Source organism: Geodermatophilus sp. CPCC 205506, from assembly GCF_051383635.1.
Lineage (GTDB): Bacteria > Actinomycetota > Actinomycetes > Mycobacteriales > Geodermatophilaceae > Geodermatophilus.
Genome location: NZ_JALPKP010000009.1, coordinates 1 through 18,041, shown reverse-complemented (window position 1 = coordinate 18,041; position 18,041 = coordinate 1). Strand labels below are relative to the sequence as shown.

The 18,041-nt window shown below is 72.8% G+C and carries 15 protein-coding genes; 6 read left to right on the top strand and 9 right to left on the bottom strand.

All coding sequences use genetic code 11. From position 1 onward, the window contains the following. Positions 1 to 91 precede the first annotated feature (91 nt). The 5 genes from MY520_RS07065 to MY520_RS07045 are packed head-to-tail and all read left to right on the top strand — an operon-like array spanning position 92 to position 6,616. Positions 92 to 1,054 (top strand): MBL fold metallo-hydrolase, encoded by a 963-nt coding sequence (locus MY520_RS07065; RefSeq protein ID WP_436691373.1) that lies wholly within the window; start codon positions 92 to 94, stop codon positions 1,052 to 1,054. Positions 1,055 to 1,062: 8 nt separating this feature from the next. After that, positions 1,063 to 2,649, top strand: coding sequence for an FAD-dependent monooxygenase (locus MY520_RS07060; protein ID WP_436691372.1), 1,587 nt, complete (start codon positions 1,063 to 1,065; stop codon positions 2,647 to 2,649). 57 nt (positions 2,650 to 2,706) lie between these two features. After that, positions 2,707 to 3,912 (top strand): homogentisate 1,2-dioxygenase, encoded by a 1,206-nt coding sequence (locus MY520_RS07055; RefSeq protein ID WP_436691371.1) that lies wholly within the window; start codon positions 2,707 to 2,709, stop codon positions 3,910 to 3,912. Further along, positions 3,909 to 5,156 carry a fumarylacetoacetase gene (fahA, locus tag MY520_RS07050; protein ID WP_436691370.1) on the top strand — a complete coding sequence of 416 codons (1,248 nt, stop codon included), beginning with the start codon at positions 3,909 to 3,911 and terminating at the stop codon, positions 5,154 to 5,156. Before MY520_RS07055 ends, fahA begins: the two co-directional genes overlap by 4 nt. After that, positions 5,153 to 6,616: an aldehyde dehydrogenase family protein gene (locus tag MY520_RS07045; RefSeq protein ID WP_436691369.1), complete on the top strand. Its 1,464-nt coding sequence runs from the start codon at positions 5,153 to 5,155 to the stop codon at positions 6,614 to 6,616. The genes fahA and MY520_RS07045 overlap by 4 nt, the downstream gene beginning before the upstream one ends. 61 nt (positions 6,617 to 6,677) lie before the next feature. Here MY520_RS07045 and MY520_RS07040 read toward each other — a convergent pair whose 3' ends face one another. The 9 genes from MY520_RS07040 to MY520_RS07000 form a co-directional block, all read right to left on the bottom strand. Then, positions 6,678 to 7,064 (bottom strand): DUF6221 family protein, encoded by a 387-nt coding sequence (locus MY520_RS07040; protein WP_436691368.1) that lies wholly within the window; start codon positions 7,062 to 7,064, stop codon positions 6,678 to 6,680. A gap of 91 nt (positions 7,065 to 7,155) precedes the next feature. Continuing rightward, entirely contained in the window at positions 7,156 to 8,730 is a 1,575-nt protein-coding gene (locus MY520_RS07035) for an FAD-dependent oxidoreductase (protein WP_436691367.1), read from the bottom strand. 151 nt (positions 8,731 to 8,881) lie between these two features. Further along, entirely contained in the window at positions 8,882 to 11,650 is a 2,769-nt protein-coding gene (locus MY520_RS07030; RefSeq protein ID WP_436691366.1) for an ATP-binding protein, read from the bottom strand. 352 nt (positions 11,651 to 12,002) lie between these two features. Further along, complete coding sequence (locus MY520_RS07025; RefSeq protein ID WP_436691365.1) at positions 12,003 to 12,269, bottom strand: DUF6510 family protein; 267 nt, start codon at positions 12,267 to 12,269, stop codon at positions 12,003 to 12,005. Position 12,270: 1 nt separating this feature from the next. Continuing rightward, a complete protein-coding gene (locus MY520_RS07020) occupies positions 12,271 to 13,014 on the bottom strand; it encodes a ferredoxin reductase (RefSeq protein WP_436691364.1) in 744 nt (247 codons plus the stop codon). Beyond that, complete coding sequence (locus MY520_RS07015; protein ID WP_436691363.1) at positions 12,984 to 13,586, bottom strand: sulfite oxidase-like oxidoreductase; 603 nt, start codon at positions 13,584 to 13,586, stop codon at positions 12,984 to 12,986. The genes MY520_RS07020 and MY520_RS07015 overlap by 31 nt, the downstream gene beginning before the upstream one ends. Before the next feature lie 35 nt (positions 13,587 to 13,621). Next, positions 13,622 to 14,611 carry an IS481 family transposase gene (locus MY520_RS07010; protein WP_436691485.1) on the bottom strand — a complete coding sequence of 330 codons (990 nt, stop codon included), beginning with the start codon at positions 14,609 to 14,611 and terminating at the stop codon, positions 13,622 to 13,624. Positions 14,612 to 14,717: 106 nt separating this feature from the next. Continuing rightward, on the bottom strand, positions 14,718 to 15,668 hold the full coding sequence (locus MY520_RS07005) for a redoxin domain-containing protein (RefSeq protein WP_436691362.1): 951 nt from the start codon (positions 15,666 to 15,668) through the stop codon (positions 14,718 to 14,720). Between the two features lie 106 nt (positions 15,669 to 15,774). Next, on the bottom strand, positions 15,775 to 17,031 hold the full coding sequence (locus MY520_RS07000) for an epoxide hydrolase family protein (RefSeq protein WP_436691361.1): 1,257 nt from the start codon (positions 17,029 to 17,031) through the stop codon (positions 15,775 to 15,777). A gap of 488 nt (positions 17,032 to 17,519) precedes the next feature. Between MY520_RS07000 and MY520_RS06995 the strand changes: the two genes are divergently transcribed. After that, the gene (locus MY520_RS06995; protein ID WP_436691360.1) at positions 17,520 to 17,861 is read left to right on the top strand and encodes a hypothetical protein; all 342 of its coding nucleotides are present in this window, start codon (positions 17,520 to 17,522) and stop codon (positions 17,859 to 17,861) included. Positions 17,862 to 18,041 lie beyond the last annotated feature (180 nt).

Below are 18,041 nucleotides of genomic sequence, written 5' to 3'. Positions count from 1 at the left end.
CCCCTTGTGTCGCGCACCACCCCTGCGTACCGTTGTACCTGTAAGAGAACGTACCGCTCGTTTATCGAACGACACCGGATCAGGAGCCTCCATGGCCGCCAAGCCCTTCGCCTCCTCCGCCGACCTGGGCGTGAAGGAGCAGACCCTCGAGGTGCTCGCCGACGGCGTGTACGCGCTGACCGCGGAGGGCGACCCGAACCTGGGCGCCATCGAGGGCGAGGACTTCCTCGTCTGCTTCGAGGCGCTGGCCACGCCGGTCGCCGCCCGCCGCTGGCTGGCCAAGCTGCGCGAGCACACCGACAAGCCGGTGCGCTACCTGGTGCTGTCCCACTACCACGCCGTCCGCGTGCTGGGCGCGAGCGCCTTCGACGCCGAGATCATCGTCAGCTCCGAGCAGACCCGCGACCTGATCGCGGAGCGCGGCCAGCAGGACTGGGAGAGCGAGTACGGCCGGATGCCGCGGCTGTTCGAGGAGCCGGAGTCCATCCCCGGCCTGACCTGGCCGACGATGACCTTCCGCGACAAGCTGACCATCGAGCTCGGCGGCGACCGCGGCGAGCTGGTGCTGGAGTTCCTGGGCCGCGGGCACACCGAGGGCGACATCGTCGCCTGGCTGCCCAAGCAGGAGATCGTCTTCGCCGGCGACCTGGTGGAGTCCCAGGCGGCCCTCTACACCGGCGACGCGTTCCACTTCGACTGGGCCGCCGGCACCCTCGACCGGGTCAAGGCCCTCGGCGCGCGCACGCTCATCGGCGGCCGGGGCGCCATCGCCCGCGGCCGCGACCAGGTGGACGCCGCCATCGAGCAGACCCGCGACTTCCTGCTCACCATGCAGCGCACCGTCGGCGACGCGCACCGCTCCGGCGGCACCCTCAAGGACGCCTTCGCCGCCACCCACGAGGCCCTCGCCCCCAAGTACGGCAACTGGCCGATCTTCGAGCACTGCCTGCCCTTCGACGTGCAGCGGCTCTGGGACGAGTACTCCGGCATCGAGCGGCCGGTCATCTGGACCGCCGAGCGCGACCGCCAGGTCTGGGACGAGCTGCAGGGATGAGGCCCTCGATGACCCCCACCTCCCCCGTGCTGGTCATCGGCGCCGGTCCGGTCGGCCAGACCACCGCGCTGCTGCTGGCCCGGTGGGGCCTGCCGGTCGTGGTCCTCGACGGCCGCCCCGAACGGGACATGATCGGCAGCAAGGCGATCTGCCAGCAGCGCGACGTGATCGACGTGTGGGACGCCGTCGGCGTGGGCGCGGAGGTGGCCCGCCGCGGCGTCACCTGGACCACGGCGCGGACCTTCCACCACGACCGCGAGCTGTTCAACTTCCAGTTCGCCGACCGCGGGAAGTCCCCGTTCCCGCCGTTCGTGAACATCTCGCAGTGCGAGACCGAGCGGCTGCTCGACGAGCGGATCGCGGCCGAGCCGCTGATCGACGTCCGCTGGGGGCACCGGGTCACCGGCATCCGGCAGGACGACACCGGCGTGACGGTGACCTGCGCGGACGGGCAGTCCGTGCGCGGGTCCTACGCCGTCGCCTGCTCCGGGCCGCGCAGCGACGAGGTGCGGGCCGCACTCGGCCTCTCCTTCGAGGGCGAGACGTTCGAGGACTACTTCCTCATCTGCGACATCCGCACCGATCTCCCCGGCTGGGAGACCGAGCGCCGCTTCTACTTCGACCCGGAGTGGAACCCCGGCCGCCAGGTGCTCATCCACCCCTGCCCGGACTCCACCTTCCGCATCGACTGGCAGGTGCCGCCGGACTTCGACCTGGCCGCCGAGGAGGCCTCCGGCGGCCTGGACCGGCGGATCCGGCAGGTGATCGGCGACCGCGACTACGCGATCGTGTGGAAGTCGGTCTACCGGTTCCACTCCCGGGTGGTCGACCGGATGCGGGTCGGCCGGGTGCTGGTCGCCGGCGACGCGGCGCACCTGGTCTCCCCCTTCGGCGCCCGCGGGCTGAACTCCGGGGTGCTCGACGCCGAGAACGCCGCCTGGAAGATCGCCTTCGTCCTCCGCGGCTGGGCGCCCGAGTCGCTCCTGGACAGCTACCACGACGAGCGGCACGCGGCGGCGCTGGAGAACATCGAGGTCACCGGGGCGACGATGCGGTTCCTGGTGCCCGGCAGCGAGGCCGACGCCCGGCACCGGCTCGACGTCCTGGAACGGGCCGCGACCGATCCCGCCGCCCGGGCCGAGGTCGACTCCGGCCGGCTGGCCGAGCCCTTCTGGTACGTCGACTCCCCGCTGACCACGCCCGACGAGCGCCGCCCCTTCCCCGGCCGGCCCGCCCGCGGCGACGTCCCGGTGCCCGCGCCGGGCGTCCTGGTGCCCGACTGCCCGGTCACCGTGCCCGGCCGGCCGGACGTCGTCCGGCTGCGCCAGCTCGCCCGGTCCGGCGTCACCGTGCTCGTGGGGGACGACGCGCCGCTGCCCGAGGTCCCGCTCGGCGACGTGCCCGTTGCGGTGCACCGCGTTCGCGACCTCGATCCCGGCCCCACGCTCCGGGAGGCCCTCGACGTCCGCCCGGACGAGATCTGGGTGCTGCGCCCCGACGGCCACGTGGCCGCCGTCCTGACCCGCGCCGCCGACGTCGCCCCCGCGGTGTCCCGGCTGCTCGCCCGTCCCGTCCCCAGCCCCGTCCCCGCGTAACCCGACCGACCCAGGGGCAGAAATGGCCATTTCTGCCCTCTCCGCAGGAGGCACCCCATGGCGTTCTACCGACAGGTGGGCAGCGTCCCGCCGAAGCGGCACACCCAGCACCGCCGTCCCGACGGCGGCCTGTACTCCGAGGAGCTGATCGGCGAGGAGGGCTTCTCCTCGGACTCCTCCCTGCTCTACCACCGCGGGATCCCCTCGGCGATCGTCGACGCCCGGCCGTGGGAGCTGCCCGACCAGACCCTGACCGCCAACAGCCCGCTGGTGCCCCGGCACCTGAAGCTGCACGACCTGTTCCCCGACCAGGAGCACAAGGCCACCGACCCGGTCACCGGCCGGCGGCTGGTGCTGGGCAACGCCGACGTCCGCATCTCCTACGCGGTGTCCTCGGCCACCTCGCCGTACTACCGCAACGCCACCGGCGACGAGTGCGTGTACGTCGAGCGCGGCGCCGCGACCGTGGAGACGGTGTTCGGCGCCCTGGACGTGGGCCAGGGCGACTACGTGATCCTGCCGCGGGCCACCACCCACCGCTGGATCCCCACCGGCGCCGAGCCGCTGCGCACCTACGCGATCGAGGCCAACTCCCACATCGCCCCGCCCAAGCGCTACCTGTCCCGCTACGGTCAGTTCCTCGAGCACGCCCCGTTCTGCGAGCGCGACCTGCGGGCACCGGTGCAGCCGCTGACCGCCGAGGGCAGCGACGTCGAGGTGTACGTCAAGCACCGCGGGCCCGGCCCCGGCGGGCTCGCCGGCACCGTCCACGTCATCCCGGAGCACCCGTTCGACGTGGTCGGCTGGGACGGCTGCCTCTATCCCTACGCGTTCAACATCGCCGACTACGAGCCGATCACCGGCCGGGTGCACCAGCCGCCGCCGGTGCACCAGGTCTTCGAGGGCGCCAACTTCGTGGTCTGCAACTTCGTGCCGCGCAAGGTCGACTACCACCCGCTCGCGGTGCCGGTGCCCTACTACCACTCCAACGTCGACTCCGACGAGGTCATGTTCTACGTCGACGGCGACTACGAGGCGCGCAAGGGCTCGGGCATCGGCAAGGGCTCCATCAGCCTGCACCCCGGCGGGCACGCCCACGGCCCGCAGCCGGGTGCGGTGGAGAAGTCCCTCGGGGTGGAGTTCTTCGACGAGACCGCGGTCATGGTCGACACCTTCCGCCCGCTGGACCTCGGCGAGGCCGGCACCGCCGCAGACGACGGCAGCTACGCCTGGACGTGGTCGGGGCGGGGGCCTTCGGCATGAGCAACCCCCACGAAGACGCTCCGCCGGCGCTCCACGTCTCCGCGGGGACCCCGAGGCCGTGGCTGGACCTCCCTCCCGGCACCGGCTTCGGGCTCGGCAACCTGCCCTACGGCGTCTTCTCCACACCCGGCAGCGCGCCGCGGACCGGCGTCGCGATCGGGGACTCGGTCCTCGACCTCGCCGCCGCCACCGGGGACGGCGTGCACGCCACCGGCTCGCTCAACGCCTTCATGGCCCGCGGCCCGCAGGCGTGGGCGGACCTCCGGGCGCAGCTGACGGAGTGGTTCACCGGCGAGGCGCACCGGGCGACGGTGCAGCCGCACCTGGTGCCGCGGACCGAGACGACGATGCACCTGCCGGTGGAGGTGGCCGACTACGTCGACTTCTACAGCTCGCAGCACCACGCGGAGAACCTCGGGACGATGTTCCGGCCCGACTCCGCGGCGCTGACGCCGAACTGGAAGCACCTGCCGATCGGCTACCACGGCCGCTCCGGCACCGTGCAGGTCTCGGGCACCCCCGTCGTCCGGCCCAGCGGGCAGCGCAAGGGCGCGGCCGACGACGCCCCGACGTTCGGCCCCTCCCAGCGGCTGGACATCGAGGCCGAGGTCGGCTTCGTCGTCGGCACGCCGTCGGAGCTCGGCCGGCCGGTGCCCGTGGCCGACTTCCCGCAGCACGTCTTCGGCGTCTGCCTGGTGAACGACTGGTCCGCCCGCGACATCCAGGCCTGGGAGTACGTGCCGCTGGGGCCGTTCCTCGGCAAGTCCTTCCTCACCTCGGTCTCGCCCTGGGTGGTGCCGCTGGCCGCGCTGGAAGCCGCCCGGGTCGCGGCACCGGCCCGCGACGTGCCGCTGCTGCCCTACCTCGACGACACCGACTCCCCCTGGGGCCTGGACCTCACCCTCGAGGTCCGGCTCAACGGCGAGCTGATCAGCTGCCCGCCGTTCGGGCAGCTGTACTGGACGCCGGCCCAGCAGCTCGCGCACATGACGGTCAACGGCGCCTCCCTGCGCACCGGCGACCTCTACGCCTCGGGCACCGTCTCCGGCCCCGAGCGCGACCAGCGCGGGTCGTTCATCGAGCTGTCCTGGGGCGGCAAGGAACCGCTGACCCTCGCCGACGGCTCCACCCGCACGTTCCTCGCCGACGGCGACGAGGTGGTCATCAGCGCCACCGCCCCCGGGCCGGACGGCACCCGGCTGTCGTTCGGCGAGGTCACCGGCCGCGTGCAGGCGGCGCGGTGAGCCTGCCCGCCGTTCCCGAAGCGCAGCACGCCTCCCCCACCACACCGAAGGGCACGATGACCACCTACGAGACCCTGCTGGCCGGCGTCACCGACCCCGACGGCCGCGAGATCCTCGACCCGGCGACCGGCGAGGTCGTCGGCCGCGCGCCCGGCCACTCGGTCGAGGACCTCGACGGCGCCGTCGCCCGCGCCCGCGCCGCCCAGCCGGCGTGGGCCGCCCGCACCGACGCCGACCGGATCGACCTGCTGCTGCGCGCGGCGGACGCGGTCGAGGCGGCGGCCGAACCCCTCGCCGAGCTGCTGTCCCGTGAGCAGGGCAAGCCCCTCAACGGCCCCAACGCCCGCTTCGAGGTCGGCGCCTGCGCCGCCTGGCTGCGCGCCACCGCGGCCACCGAGCTGCCGGTCGAGACCGTGCTCGACGACGCCGACACCCACGCCGAGCTGCGCTACCGGCCGGTCGGCGTCGTAGGCGCCATCGGACCGTGGAACTGGCCGATGATGATCACCATCTGGCAGGTCGCCCCCGCCCTGCGGATGGGCAACACCGTCGTGGTCAAACCGTCGGAGTACACCCCGCTGAGCGTGCTGGCGCTGGTGGACGTGCTGAACGGCGTGCTGCCCGACGACGTGCTCACGGCCGTCGCCGGCGGCGGCGACGTGGGCGCGCGGCTGTCGGCGCACCCCGGCGTCGACAAGCTGGTGTTCACCGGCTCCACCGCCACCGGCCAGGCGATCATCAGGAGCTCGGCCGACACCGTGAAGCGGCTGACCCTCGAGCTCGGTGGCAACGACGCCGGCATCGTGCTGCCCGACGTCGACCCGCGGGCGATCGCGCAGGACCTGTTCTGGGGCGCCTTCATCAACACCGGCCAGACGTGTGCCGCGCTCAAGCGGCTGTACGTGCACGCCGACGTCTACGACGAGGTCTGCGAGGCCCTCGTCGAGACCGCGCGGGAGATGCCGATGGGCCGCGGGCTGGAGGAGCAGAACGTGCTCGGCCCGCTGCAGAACCGCGCGCAGTACGAGATCGTCGCCCGGCTGGTCGACGCCGCGCGCGAGGCCGGCGCCAAGGTCCTCCTCGGCGGCGACCCCGACCCCGACGCCCCCGGCCACTTCTACCCGGCCACGATCGTGAGCGACGTGGACGACGACAACCCGCTGGTGGCCGAGGAGCAGTTCGGCCCCGCGCTGCCGATCGTCCGCTACGAGGACCTCGACCACGCCGTCGCCATGGCCAACGCGCTGGACGTCGGCCTCGGGGCCTCGGTGTGGAGCAGTGACCGCGAGGCGGCCCGCGCCGTGGCCGCCCGGCTCGAGGCCGGCACCGTGTGGATCAACTCCCACGGCGGCGTGCACCCGATGATCCCCTTCGGCGGGGTCAAGAAGTCCGGCTACGGGCTGGAGTTCGGCGCGGAGGGCCTCAAGTCGGTGGCCGTGCCGCAGGTGATCAACGGCTGACCGACGACGGCGTGGAGCGGCGCGACGGTCGACGTCGTCACGCGCCGGTGCGCCCGGTGCCTCAGGGCCGCCACTCCTCGCGGTACTGCGAGTGCGCGGCGTACGGCAGAGCCAGCAGGCGCAGGACGTCGCCGGTCGCGGCCCAGGCTGCGTGCAGCTCGCGACGGAGCGGGTCGCTCCCCGGGGTGGCCGACAGCCGCTCCTCCCACCCTCGGTACCCGGCCACGATGCGCCGCTTGGCGTCGCACTCGGCCAGGAGGCGGTCCGGTACACCGTCGGCCGGTGCCCCGTCGGCGACGGCGAAGACCGAGTCGATGCCCTCGCGCACCCCGGGGTCGAGCGTGGCGCGGTCGGCGTCGGTGACCTTGGCCCAGAGCTCGGCGAGCTGGACTGCGATCGCTTCGTCCTCGGCGATGCGGGCCAGCAGGAAGTCGGCGAGGGCGCTCACGTGCTCATCCTGCCGCCACGGGCGCAGACGCACGGAGGGCCCGGTCGGGTGACCGGGCCCTCCGTGATGGAGCTGCGTGAGCCGGCGGAACTCAGGCCGACAGGCCGGCGACGTCGGTTGCCTCCGCCCGACCCGTGGCCAGCGAGACCGCGGCGCCGAGCGACCTCGCCCGACTGCCCGACGGGACGGGGGCCTGCCACGCCACGAACCCGTCAGGACGGACGAGGACCGCACCCCGCACTCCGACGCCGTACCGGAGGGCGAGGGAGCCGTCCGGGTCGGGCAGGTCCGGTCCGAACCTGAACGCCGCGAGCGGCAGGCCTCCCGACGCCAGCCGTTCGGCGGCAGCGCACCAGTCGCCGCCCGCCGAGCCGGTGAGCAGCGTCAGCCGCCCGTCGAACAGGTCGAGGGTGGACACCCGGCGACCGGTCACGTCCAGCCAGGCGTGCGGTGCACGGCGACCGGGGGTGGCGCGTTCGCCGACCGTCGCCGGTGGTTCGACGTGCTCGGTCGGCGCGATGACGGCCGAGACATAGGTGACGCCGAAGTCCTCGAGGCCCGACGCCTCGTGCGCTCCCTCCCGCTGCTGCAGTGACCGCAGGGCGTTGGCCAAGCCCACCGGGCGTCGCTCCTCCTCGTACGTGTCGAGCAGTGCCTCGTCGGCCCATCCGCGCAGCACCCACGCGAGCTTCCACGCCAGGTTGTGCGCCGCCGCCACACCCGTGTTCATGCCGGTGGCCCGCCGCGGCGAGGTCCGGGTGGCCGCGTCGCCCACGAGGAAGACCGGCCCCCTGCGGAACCGTGCGGCGATCTCGGCGCCGAAGACCCACTCGAACGTGCCCTGCAGCTCGACGTCGAGCTCCGGGAGACCGGCCGAGGCGCGGATGCGTTCGACCAGTTGCTCGGGCGTGGGTGTCGTCGGGTCGCCGTCGCCCGGCTCCCAGCCGTACCCCCACCGGTCCCGTCCCGACGCGACGAAGAGCGCCTCCGCCCCCGGCCTGGTCACCCAGTACAGGGCGAACGGCGGATCGGAGACCACCCTCCCGAGATCGGCGCCGAACAGCGCCGTCAGCTGCCGGCCCTCCGAACCGAGGCTCTCCATCTCGATGCCGAGGGCACGGCGGACCGTGCTCCGGGGGCCGTCCGCGCCGACGAGGTACCGGGCGCGGACGTCGTACTCGGCGGCCGACCCCGACCGCGAGCGGAGCGTCGCCCGCACGCCGTCGCCGTCGACCTCGAAGCCGACCAGTTCCGTTCCGAACCGCACGTGCCCGCCGCGGTCCTGCACGTGCTCGAGCAGCACCGGTTCGAGGTGGTCCTGCGGGACGAACGCGAACGGCGCCGGGCTCATCGTGGAGACGTACTGGGCGGCGGGTGCGCCCAGCGACTCCACGGCGACCACGGGAGCGGCCAGGACGGGGGCGATCCCCAGCTCCAGCCGGACGTCCTGCCCGGCCGAGTACACGCGCTGGTCCAGGCCCCAGGACCGGAGGATCTCCATGGTCCGCGGCCGGACGCCGGCCGCCTTCGGGAAGATCGACGTACCGGGGTGCTTCTCCACGACGAGGACCCGGATGCCGGCACGGGCCAGGCCGGCAGCGGTGGTGAGGCCGGCGGGGCCGGCGCCGACGACGACGACGTCGTACTGCTCGAGGTGTGACACCACGACCTGCTCTCCCTGTCCGTGGGGATGTGGTCCTCCCACGGTCGCCGCCGGGACCCGCCGTCGGATCCGTACCGGCTACGGAGTTAAGCGCCGCACCCGGCTACGGAGTTGAGCGCCGCACCCGGCTACGGAGCTGAGCGCCGCGACCCGGCTACGGAGTCGGCGCCGCGACCCGGCTGCGGAGCTGGCCGCGGTCGGCGGCGCCCAGCTTGGCCAGCAGGCTGGCCACGTGGGTCTCGACCGTGCGCGGCGAGAGGTACAGCCGCCCGGCGATCTCCGCGTTGGTCAACCCCGCTGCCACCAGGCCGAGGACGTCCATCTCGCGGCTGGTTACGCCGGCGGCGCGGAGGGCGCCGGGCACGGACGACGTCCCACGGCCGCGCCGCGTGGGCGCGCCGGCCCGCTTGAGCAGGTCGCGGCAGGTGCGGGCCAGCTGGTGGTCGCCGGCCCGCTCGTGTTCGGCCAGGTCGGCGCGGAGCAGCGGCACCCGATCGCCCCAGCCGTCGGTGACCGCGGCCTCCAGGACCAGCAGTCGGAACAGCCGGTGCAGCCAGGGCACCCGGGCGAGGTGGGGCTCTGCACGGCCGAACAGCGCCACGGCCTCGTCGCACCGGCCCGCGCGTCCGGCGTCGACGGCGTCGGCGTAGAGCAGGGCCCCACGGTTGGCCGGACGCAGGGCGGCGGGGAGCCCGCACAGGACCTCCCGTGCCGCTGCTCCCCGGTCGTCGACCACGGTGCGGAGCAGCGCCCACAGCCCGAACTGGTGCAGCGGCGCGGCCACGCGGTGTGCCACGAGACGGGTCACGCCCGCGTCCAGCGTGGAGCTGGCACCGGGGAGGTCGTGGGCCAGGAGCAGGGGAACGGCACGGACGTACGCCTCGAGCGGTCCCGCGTCCGGCCAGACCGCGGTTCCGGACAGCGCGGCCAGCGCCGCCTCCATGCCGGTCGGGTCCCCCACCCAGGCCCGGGCGAGCGCGACCCCGTACGCGCTGCCGGCCTGCACTTCCGGCATGTGCAGCCGGGTCCCCCGCTCGAGGAGCGCCCGCGCCCGCGCCTCGACGGCCCGGGGGCCGTCCTTCACCACGATCGAGTCGAACAGGACCACGTCGGCGGCGCTGGCCGACCCGAGCAGTCCCGCCGCCGCGGCCAGGTCCCGTGCCCGGGGCAGCGCCTCGGAGGCCTCGTGCTCCAGCAGCTCCACCGTGCCCAGACCGATCAGGGCGGTGACCTGCTCCGGGACGAGCCCGTGCTCGGTGGCCACCTGCGCGGCGCGGGCGAAGGCGGCCCGCGCGGCCGGTGGGCTGCGCAGCCGCTCCACGCGACCGGCGATGTCCAGGGCCTCGCACAGCACGGACGGCGAACCCGAGCGCTCGGCACCGGTCACCGCGGCCGCGGCCAGCGGGCCCGCGCGCTCGACGTCGCCGGCGCCGAACGCGGCGTCGGCCGCCAGCAGCAGCGAGCGCGGGTCGGCGGGGCGCCCGGCCCGCTCGACGTAGGCCTCGGCGTCCCTCCACCGCCGGGCCGTCACCGCCGTGCGGGCCAGCCGCAGGCACAGCTCCGCGTGCAGCTCGCCCGCCGTCGCGGGCAGGGCCGCCACTCCCGCCCCCAGCGCGTCACCGATGCGACCGGTCGCCGTCAGCAGGGTCACCCGTTCGACCGCGACCGCCCCCGGGGCGGCGCCGGTGCTCGCGGCCTGGTCGAGCAGCTCCTCGGCGCGACGGAGCGCCCCCCTCCTCCGGTCCTGCCGTGCCAGCTCCAGGAAGAGGGTCGCGGCTCGCCCCCGCTCGCCGCCCGCGGCGAGGAGCTCGGCGGCGCGGATGACGTCGTCGGGCCGGCCGCGCGCCAGCAGAGCCTCGGCGACTCTCCGTGCCAGGGCGGCTCGTTCGGGCGGGAGCAGGCCCCCGAGGACGGCCTCGCGCATCAGCGCGTGCCGCCACCGCAGCCGGCCGGCGTCCTCGCGCAGCAGGTGAGCGTCCGCAGCGGCCCGGGCCGCGGCGAGCACGACGTCCTCCGCCTGCCCGACCACGGCCGGTAGCAGCTCCCAGTCCGGATCGGTTCCGGCCACGGCGGCCGCGCTCAGGCACCGGAGGGCATCGGGCTGGAGCAGGGAGACCCGACGGCGCACCAGCGCGGTCATCGTCCGGGGAACGGGGGTCGACGTCGAGGCGGTGGCGGTCCGTACCGCCTCGTCCACGAGCTCCTCGGCCAGCAGCGGCAGCCCGTCGGCCCGCACGACGAGAGCGGCGAGTTCGTCCGTTCGCAACCGGCCGGCCGCCCGCGTACCGGCGAGGGCGGCGAGCTCGCCCGAACTCAGCCGAGACAAGGTCACCGTGTGGACACGAGGACCAGCGGCCAACCGGTCCACCGCCGCAGCCGCCGGCTCGTCGTCGCGCGCCGACGCCGCCACGAGCACGGGCCGGTCGTGCAGGCGGTCGGCGAGGTACTCCAGCAGCACGAACGTGTCGGCGTCGGCCCAGTGGAGGTCCTCCAGGACGAGCAGGCAGGGCCCACCGACGAGCACGTCCAGGATCCGGGTCACGGCCTCGCCCAGGACGAGCATCGGGTCCACGCTGGGTTCCGGCCCGTGTCCTCCGCCGGTCGCCCAGCCGGGCAGCAGCCGACCCAGCGCGGCGCCGTACGGCGCCGGCACGGTTCCCGGATCGAGGTCGTCCGCGCCGCCGCGGAGCAGCGCCTCGATCAGCGGCCGGTAGGCGCCGCCGGACTCCGTGGCCCGGCCGAACAGGACGTGCACCCGGTCGCGGCGAGCCAGCCGGACTGCCTCGGTGAGCAGCCGGGACTTCCCCACCCCGGCCTCGCCGACGACCAGCAGGACTCCGCCGCTCCCCTCCCGGGCGCGAGTGACGGCGGCCCGGACGGCGGCCATGGCGTCGTCCCGCCCGATCAGGGGCGCCGTGTCCACCTCGACGTCCTACCGCCCCCCGGCCGCCTGTCACCGTCTCCTGGCCCGCCGGTTCTCTCCGACCGGCTCCGGTCGCCGGCGGGCGCAGACGCACAGAGGGCCCGGTCGTGTGACCGGGCCCTCCGTGATCGAACTCCAGGGGTGGGATCCTGGCGAAAAGCAAACCAGCAGGTGAACAGCCCCGTTTCCGAGTCCATGCGCCGGGTCTGCACACGAACTGCGCCGAGTTTGCACACGCCGCCGCGTGCGCAACTGCCCGGGACATCCCGCCGCGGCCCCGTTCTACCCGTGGCTCCGGCTCGGACGGGGGTCCGATGGTTGGAGCTGAGGGACAGCGTGGAACCTCCGTTGTTCAGGACGCCGCGACCGGCATCTGCAGCATCCGGATCCCCGGGAAGCCCACCATCACGCCCTGGTCGCCCTCGACCAGCGTCATCATGGCCTGCTTGCAGTAGGGACAGCGGAGGACGTACCCGGCGCCCCGGTAGACGTGCGTCGCACCGATCGGTGAGGGAGTGCCACACCCGGCGCACATGGCCATCGCCAAGGTCATGTCGACAACGAACAGGTCCTGGAGGAGTCCGGCGACGGCGTTCCCGTCGAGCATCGTCTCGTCCATCTCACCCTCCTGTCGGACCGAAGCGTTCGGTCTTGATCCGCTGCGGCTGGTGCCCGAGGGAGACCAGGGCCTCGGCCACTGACTCGACGAACGGCGTCGGCCCGCAGATGAAGACGTGCGGCCGGGCGGCCGGACCGGGGCCCACTTCCGCCAGCATGTCCGTGTCGACACGGCGTGCGTAGCCGCTCCACCCCGGCGGCCGGGACGCTGTCAGCGTGTGCACGACGGTCAGCCCGCCTCCGGCCAGTTGTTCGAGTTCCGCACGGAAAATGACGTCGTCCCGGCTCTTGAAGGAGCCGAGCAGGCGGGTGTCCACGTCGCTGCCGACCGCGGCACGCAGTCGGACCATCGCCATCAGCGGCGCGATGCCCGAGCCGCCGGCGCACAGCAGCAGCGGTCCGCCGTGGTCGGGCTCCCACACGAAGTAGCCGCCGACGGGCCCGCGCAGCTCAAGCTGGTCCCCTGGCTGCAGCCCGGTCAGGTACGGCGACACCTCGCCGTCGTCGACCCGCACGATGGTCAGGGCGATCCGCTCGCCGTCCGGCGCCGAGGAGATCGAGTAGCTGCGCTGGGTCTGGTAGCCGTCCTCGGCGGTCAGCCGGACGTCGACATGCTGCCCCGCCCGATGACCCGGCCAGCCGGGGACGTCGAGGACGAGCGTCCTCACCCGAGGCGTCTCCGTGACGACGTCGACGACGTCCGCCACCCGCCAGGTCAGTCGCCCCAGTACCGCTGTTCCCGCCATGGGTCTCCGTAGTTGTGGTAGCCGTTGGTCTCCCAGAAGCCCGGCTCGTCGACCGACTGGAGCCGCAGGCCGCGCACCCACTTGGCGCTCTTCCAGAAGTAGAGGTGCGGCACGAGCAACCGAGCAGGCCCGCCGTGCGCCGGTGCGAGGGGCTCGCCCTCGTACTCGAAGACGACCCACGCCTTGCCATCGAGCAGGTCGTCGAGCGGCAGGTTCGTGGTGTAGCCGCCGTCGCTGTACTGGACGACGTGATCCGCAGATGTCTCGACGCCGTCGAGCAGCGTCTCGATGGCCACGCCCCGCCAGACGGTGTCGAACTTCGTCCACTTGGTCACGCAGTGGATGTCGCGGGTGATCTCCTCGCTGGGGAGCGTGCGGAACTCGTCCCACGTCCAGCGGCGCGGCTGGTCCACCTCGCCGACTATCGAGAAGTCCCATCGGTCCAGCGGCGTGTGCGGGGTTGGGCCGAACGACAGGACCGGGAAGTCGCGTGTCACGTACTGACCCGGGGGCACCCGGTCGCTGGTGCCGGCTTCGCGTCGTCCGCGGAAGCCACGAGAGATGATGGACATCCGTATTCCTCCCTCCTGACGGGTGCAGGGGCGGCCTAGCTGTAATGCCCGGCAGCGTTGTTGACGGTGATGCGGCTGATCGGTGGTTGTCCGCCGAGTGCGATGTGGCTGCGGTGATGGTTGTAGGTGTGTAGCCAGCCGGGCAAGGCGGCGGCGCGGTCGGCGGAGCTGGTGAAGGGTCGGATGTAGGCCCATTCCTCGGCCAGAGTGCGGTTGAACCGTTCGGCTTTGCCGTTGGTCTGCGGCCGGTAGGAGCGGGTGAAGCGCGGCGTGGCGCCGAGCTCGAGCAGGGCTTCGCGCCACGCGTGACTGCGCCGGTAGGCCATCGCGTTGTCGGTCATCACCCGCTCGATCCGGTCGATGCCGACGGTGGCGAAGAAGGTGGCGGCCGCGCGCAGGAAGCCGGCGCAGGTGGTGGCGGTCTCGTCGCGGTGGATCTCGGCGTAGGCCAGGCGGGTGTGGTCGTCGATCGCGCAGTGCACGTAGTCGTAGCCGACCCGGCGCCCGGCCAGCTGCTCGTCGCGGCTGTGGTAGTCCTGGGCAGACCCACGACCGTGGGCGCGCCAGCCGCCACCGTCACGAATGGCTCCGAGCTTCTTCACGTCGACGTGCACCAGCTCGCCCGGTCGGGCGCGTTCGTAGCGGCGGATGAGCTGCTCGGTCGGCCGATCAAGCCAGGCCAGACGGTGCATGCCGTGCCGGGTCAGCACTGCGTGCACGGTCGAGGGCGCCAGCCCGACCAGTGGACCGATCCGCGCCGGGCCCAGCTTGCGCGCCGACCGTAGGGCGAGGACTTGAGCCTCCACGGTGGCCGCGGTCTTGCGCGGCAGCCGGTGTGCTCGGCTGGACCGGTCGACCAGTCCCGCCAGGCCCTCCTCGCGCCAACGGCGCAGCCACTTGTAGCCGGTGGCGCGCGAGATGTTCAGCTCCTGCACGACGTGCGCAACCGGGCGGCCCTGCTCGGTGACCCGGCGGACGAGTTCAGCCCGGCCATAGACCGTCAGGCGGGCATTAGCGTGAGACACGGGACCTCCGGGTCGTCGGTGAGGCGTCAGCAACTACACCTTCGCCCGGAGGTCCTCCTGCTGTCTCAGTCCGCTCCGCCGTCAACAACGCTCGTGGTCACTACACCTAGCCGAAGGTGAAGGCGAAGGCACGCACGCCGGGGTTGTGGAAGCTGATCTCGAACGTGCGGTCGGTGATCGGTCCGCGCTGTCGGATCAGCTGGTACAGCCGCGGCTCGACGAGCGTGCCGCCGCCGTCGTCGTCGACGTCGTCCCCGGAGTCACCTCCGACCCGCCGCCCGTCGAGGCGGACGACGAAGTCCGCCCTGCTGCCGTCCGGTGGCGGGGCGAGAACGAGGTTGACGTCGCGGCCCCGGAAGCGGACGGCGACCGTCCCGCCGGGTTCCTGCAGCTGCACGGCGTCCGGCTGCACCGTCCACAAGCCGGCGAGTGCCCAGTCGTTGGGCGCCAGCCTGGCCGGCACGGTGTACCGGCACGGAGTGCCTACGGCAGCGCGCTCGGGAGAGGCGAAGTTGTCGGTGCGTTCCGCACCGAGGTAGTTCTCCGCCGATCCGAGCTTCGCCCAGTTCGCCCCGATCTCGATGCCGTGGGCCTCGACGGTCACTGGTGGCGGCAGCGCGTCGCCGCGACCGGCTTCCGCCAGGAGCTGTCGGATGACGTGCTCGGACTCCGCGTAGGCGCCCTCCCCGAAGTGGGTGAAGCGGATGGAGCCCTCGACGTCCACGACGTACAGAGCCGGCCAGTACATGTTGGTGAAGGCGGTCCAGATGGCGTAGCCACTGTCGACGGCGACCGGATACCTGACCTCCAGGTCCTCTACGGCGCGTCGGACGTTGCCGATGGCCGCCTCGAACGAGAACTCGGGGGTGTGCACGCCCAGCACCACCGCTCCGGCGTCCCCGTAGGCCTCGTGCCAGGCACGGACGTAGGGAGCGGTCCGCAGCCAGTTGATGCAGGTGTAGGTCCAGAAGTCGACCGCGACCACCCTGCCGCGCAGCCCCTCCGCGGTCAGCGGCGGGGTGTTCAGCCATTCCGTGGCGCCGTCCAGGGATGGCATATGGCCCCCCGCGGGACGGCGTCCGGGTGCCCAGCCGGGGCCCCGGATCGCCTCCCTGATCGCGGCGAGGAGCGACGAGTTCGATTCCACGACGCGTCCGTCGTTGCTAGCGGAGCGGACGGAACGCCGCCCGGACTTCGTCGGCGAAGATCTCGGGCTCCTCCCAGGCGGCGAAGTGACCACCCTTGGCGGCCTCGTTGAAGTAGGCGAGGTCGGGGTAGACGGCCTCGACCCAGCTACGCGGAGAGGCCCAGATCTCGCCGGGGAAGGTCGTGAAGCCGACCGGCACGGTGACAGCCGGAGGGGGCTGGCCGCTCGCCAGTGCTGCGGCCAGCGCTCGCGCGTCCTCCCAGTACGAGCGAGCTGCCGACGCCGCGGTTCCGGTGAGCCAGTACAGCGTGATGTTGTCCACGACGCTCTCGCGGGTGAGCCCGCCCACCGGCTGCCCGTCGACGAACGCGCGGGAGATCTTGTAGTAGCTGTCCGTGTCGTGGTCGAGCAACCATGCCGCCAGCGCGACAGGCGAATCCAGCAAGGCGTAGCTGATCGTCTGCGGCCGCGTAGCCATCTGGAGGAAGTAGCCGAAGCCGTCCTGCCGGAACGTCGAGACCGCCTCGGCAGCTGTGCGTTCCTGTTCGGATTGCCTGGGCAGGCGATCGCCGACCGCGAGCACCGCCGTGAGCAGGCTCAGGTGGTAGCCGGCCAGCCCCGCGACCGCCTGGCGGCCCATCAGGTCCGTGACCAGGGCGCCCACATCGCCGCCCTGCGCGACGTAGCGGGTGTAGCCGAGGCGGTTCATCAGCTCGGCCCAGGCACGCGCCACCCTGCCCGCCTCCCACCCCACCTCAGTGGGCTCACTCGAGAAGCCATAACCCGGCAGGGACGGCAGCACGAGGTCGAAGGCATCCTCGGCGGCTCCGCCGTACGCGGGCGGGTCCGTCAGCGGGCCGATGGAGCCGAGCAGCTCGACGACGGAGCCCGGCCAGCCGTGCGTCATGATCAACGGCAGTGCGTTCGGGTGCGGCGACCGTACGTGGATGAAGTGGACGTCCACGCCGTCGATCTGGGTCATGAACTGCGGCAGCGCGTTCAGTCTCGCCTCGCACCGGCGCCAGTCGTACTCCGTCGCCCAGTAGCTGGCGAGCGCCTGGATGGTCGCGAGCTGCACGCCCTGCGAGCGATCCGCAACCAACTCCCGAGTGGGCAGGCGGGTGGCGGTCAGGCGTCGCCGCAGGTCGGCCAGCGCCTCCTCGGGGACGTGCACCCCGAACGGGCGGACCGCCGTGAGGTCGGCCTCCGCGCGCGGCGCGGGTACCGCACCGACGACGGTCGTGCGGGGACTGGGATCGGTAGGCGCCGACATCTGGTGCTCCTCGGACAGGGCGTGGAGATGGCAGTCGCGCACCCTCGTCTTTGGGGTGCCCCCGTCGCGCTGTGCGGATCGGACTCAGCGGCTCAACACTTCGCGGGCCCAGGTCGACATCGAAGCGCCGTCGGCAAGCAGGGGTCAACCATCACAGGGGAGGCGACCGGACTCTCGCCGCGGACCCGCTGCGTGCCGTGGCGGAGGGTCATTCGTGGTGCCGCACCGTGACGCAGGAGGCGCACGGCTCGCTCGTCGGCGTCCAGGGATTACCCGACGGATCAAGCGGGATCACTAGCCTGCGCGGATGGATCGCGTCCCGGTCGGCGCATGGGTCGGCACCGTGGTGTTCCTCGAAGTGGCCCAACGAGGGCCCCTCGCCAACGTGAGCCGACCGACGTCGGCCTGATCGAGAGCCTCCAGCTCAATGCAGGAGTAGACCTCAGCAGAGACCCCGACGGAGCAGCCCGGAGTTCGCTCCGTCACATGTGAACAACGCCGACAAGCTCGCAGCTCCACATGCTGCCGTTGCCTGCCTGCCCATGACTGGCAGCCATCGTGTGGTTCTCATCGAGCCGGAGATGCCGGTCGAGATCTTATGGACGCGCGAGCCTCTGACGCCCTTGACGTCGGGCATGGAGATGACCCGGTACCGGCTCCTCGGACCGACGCCGCCAAGGTTCCGTGCGCTCATCAACTGGCCGTTGTCCGTCCGGTTCACGGATCAGCTGGGGCGCAGCGTCGGCTCCCGCGAGCTGCCTGACATGTGGGATTCCGTCGTGCATGTAATCAGTCACTGGGATGAGGACATCACCGCCGATCAGCAGTAGCCGAGGCCATCAGGGTGCCGGCCCCACCCCGGACCGGGCGCACGGATCACACGCAGGCGAGGCTAGGCGGTCCTTGGTCAGACGCGACGCGTGTCGGCATAAGAGCTCATTTCAGAATGGCATCCAGGTGCCGGAAGCAGATCAGCGAGCAGGCCAGCTGAAGCAGCCCCAGGTGGAGGT

Bases quoted from the DNA above. Each gene is read 5' to 3' on its own strand.
- MY520_RS07065 (WP_436691373.1), top strand. From the start codon at position 92: ATGGCCGCCAAGCCCTTCGCCTCCTCCGCCGACCTGGGCGTGAAGGAG.
- MY520_RS07060 (WP_436691372.1), top strand. From the start codon at position 1,063: ATGACCCCCACCTCCCCCGTGCTGGTCATCGGCGCCGGTCCGGTCGGC.
- MY520_RS07055 (WP_436691371.1), top strand. From the start codon at position 2,707: ATGGCGTTCTACCGACAGGTGGGCAGCGTCCCGCCGAAGCGGCACACC.
- fahA (WP_436691370.1), top strand. From the start codon at position 3,909: ATGAGCAACCCCCACGAAGACGCTCCGCCGGCGCTCCACGTCTCCGCG.
- MY520_RS07025 (WP_436691365.1), bottom strand. From the start codon at position 12,269: ATGGACGAGACGATGCTCGACGGGAACGCCGTCGCCGGACTCCTCCAG.
- MY520_RS07020 (WP_436691364.1), bottom strand. From the start codon at position 13,014: ATGGCGGGAACAGCGGTACTGGGGCGACTGACCTGGCGGGTGGCGGAC.
- MY520_RS07015 (WP_436691363.1), bottom strand. From the start codon at position 13,586: ATGTCCATCATCTCTCGTGGCTTCCGCGGACGACGCGAAGCCGGCACC.
- MY520_RS07005 (WP_436691362.1), bottom strand. From the start codon at position 15,668: ATGCCATCCCTGGACGGCGCCACGGAATGGCTGAACACCCCGCCGCTG.
- MY520_RS07000 (WP_436691361.1), bottom strand. From the start codon at position 17,031: ATGTCGGCGCCTACCGATCCCAGTCCCCGCACGACCGTCGTCGGTGCG.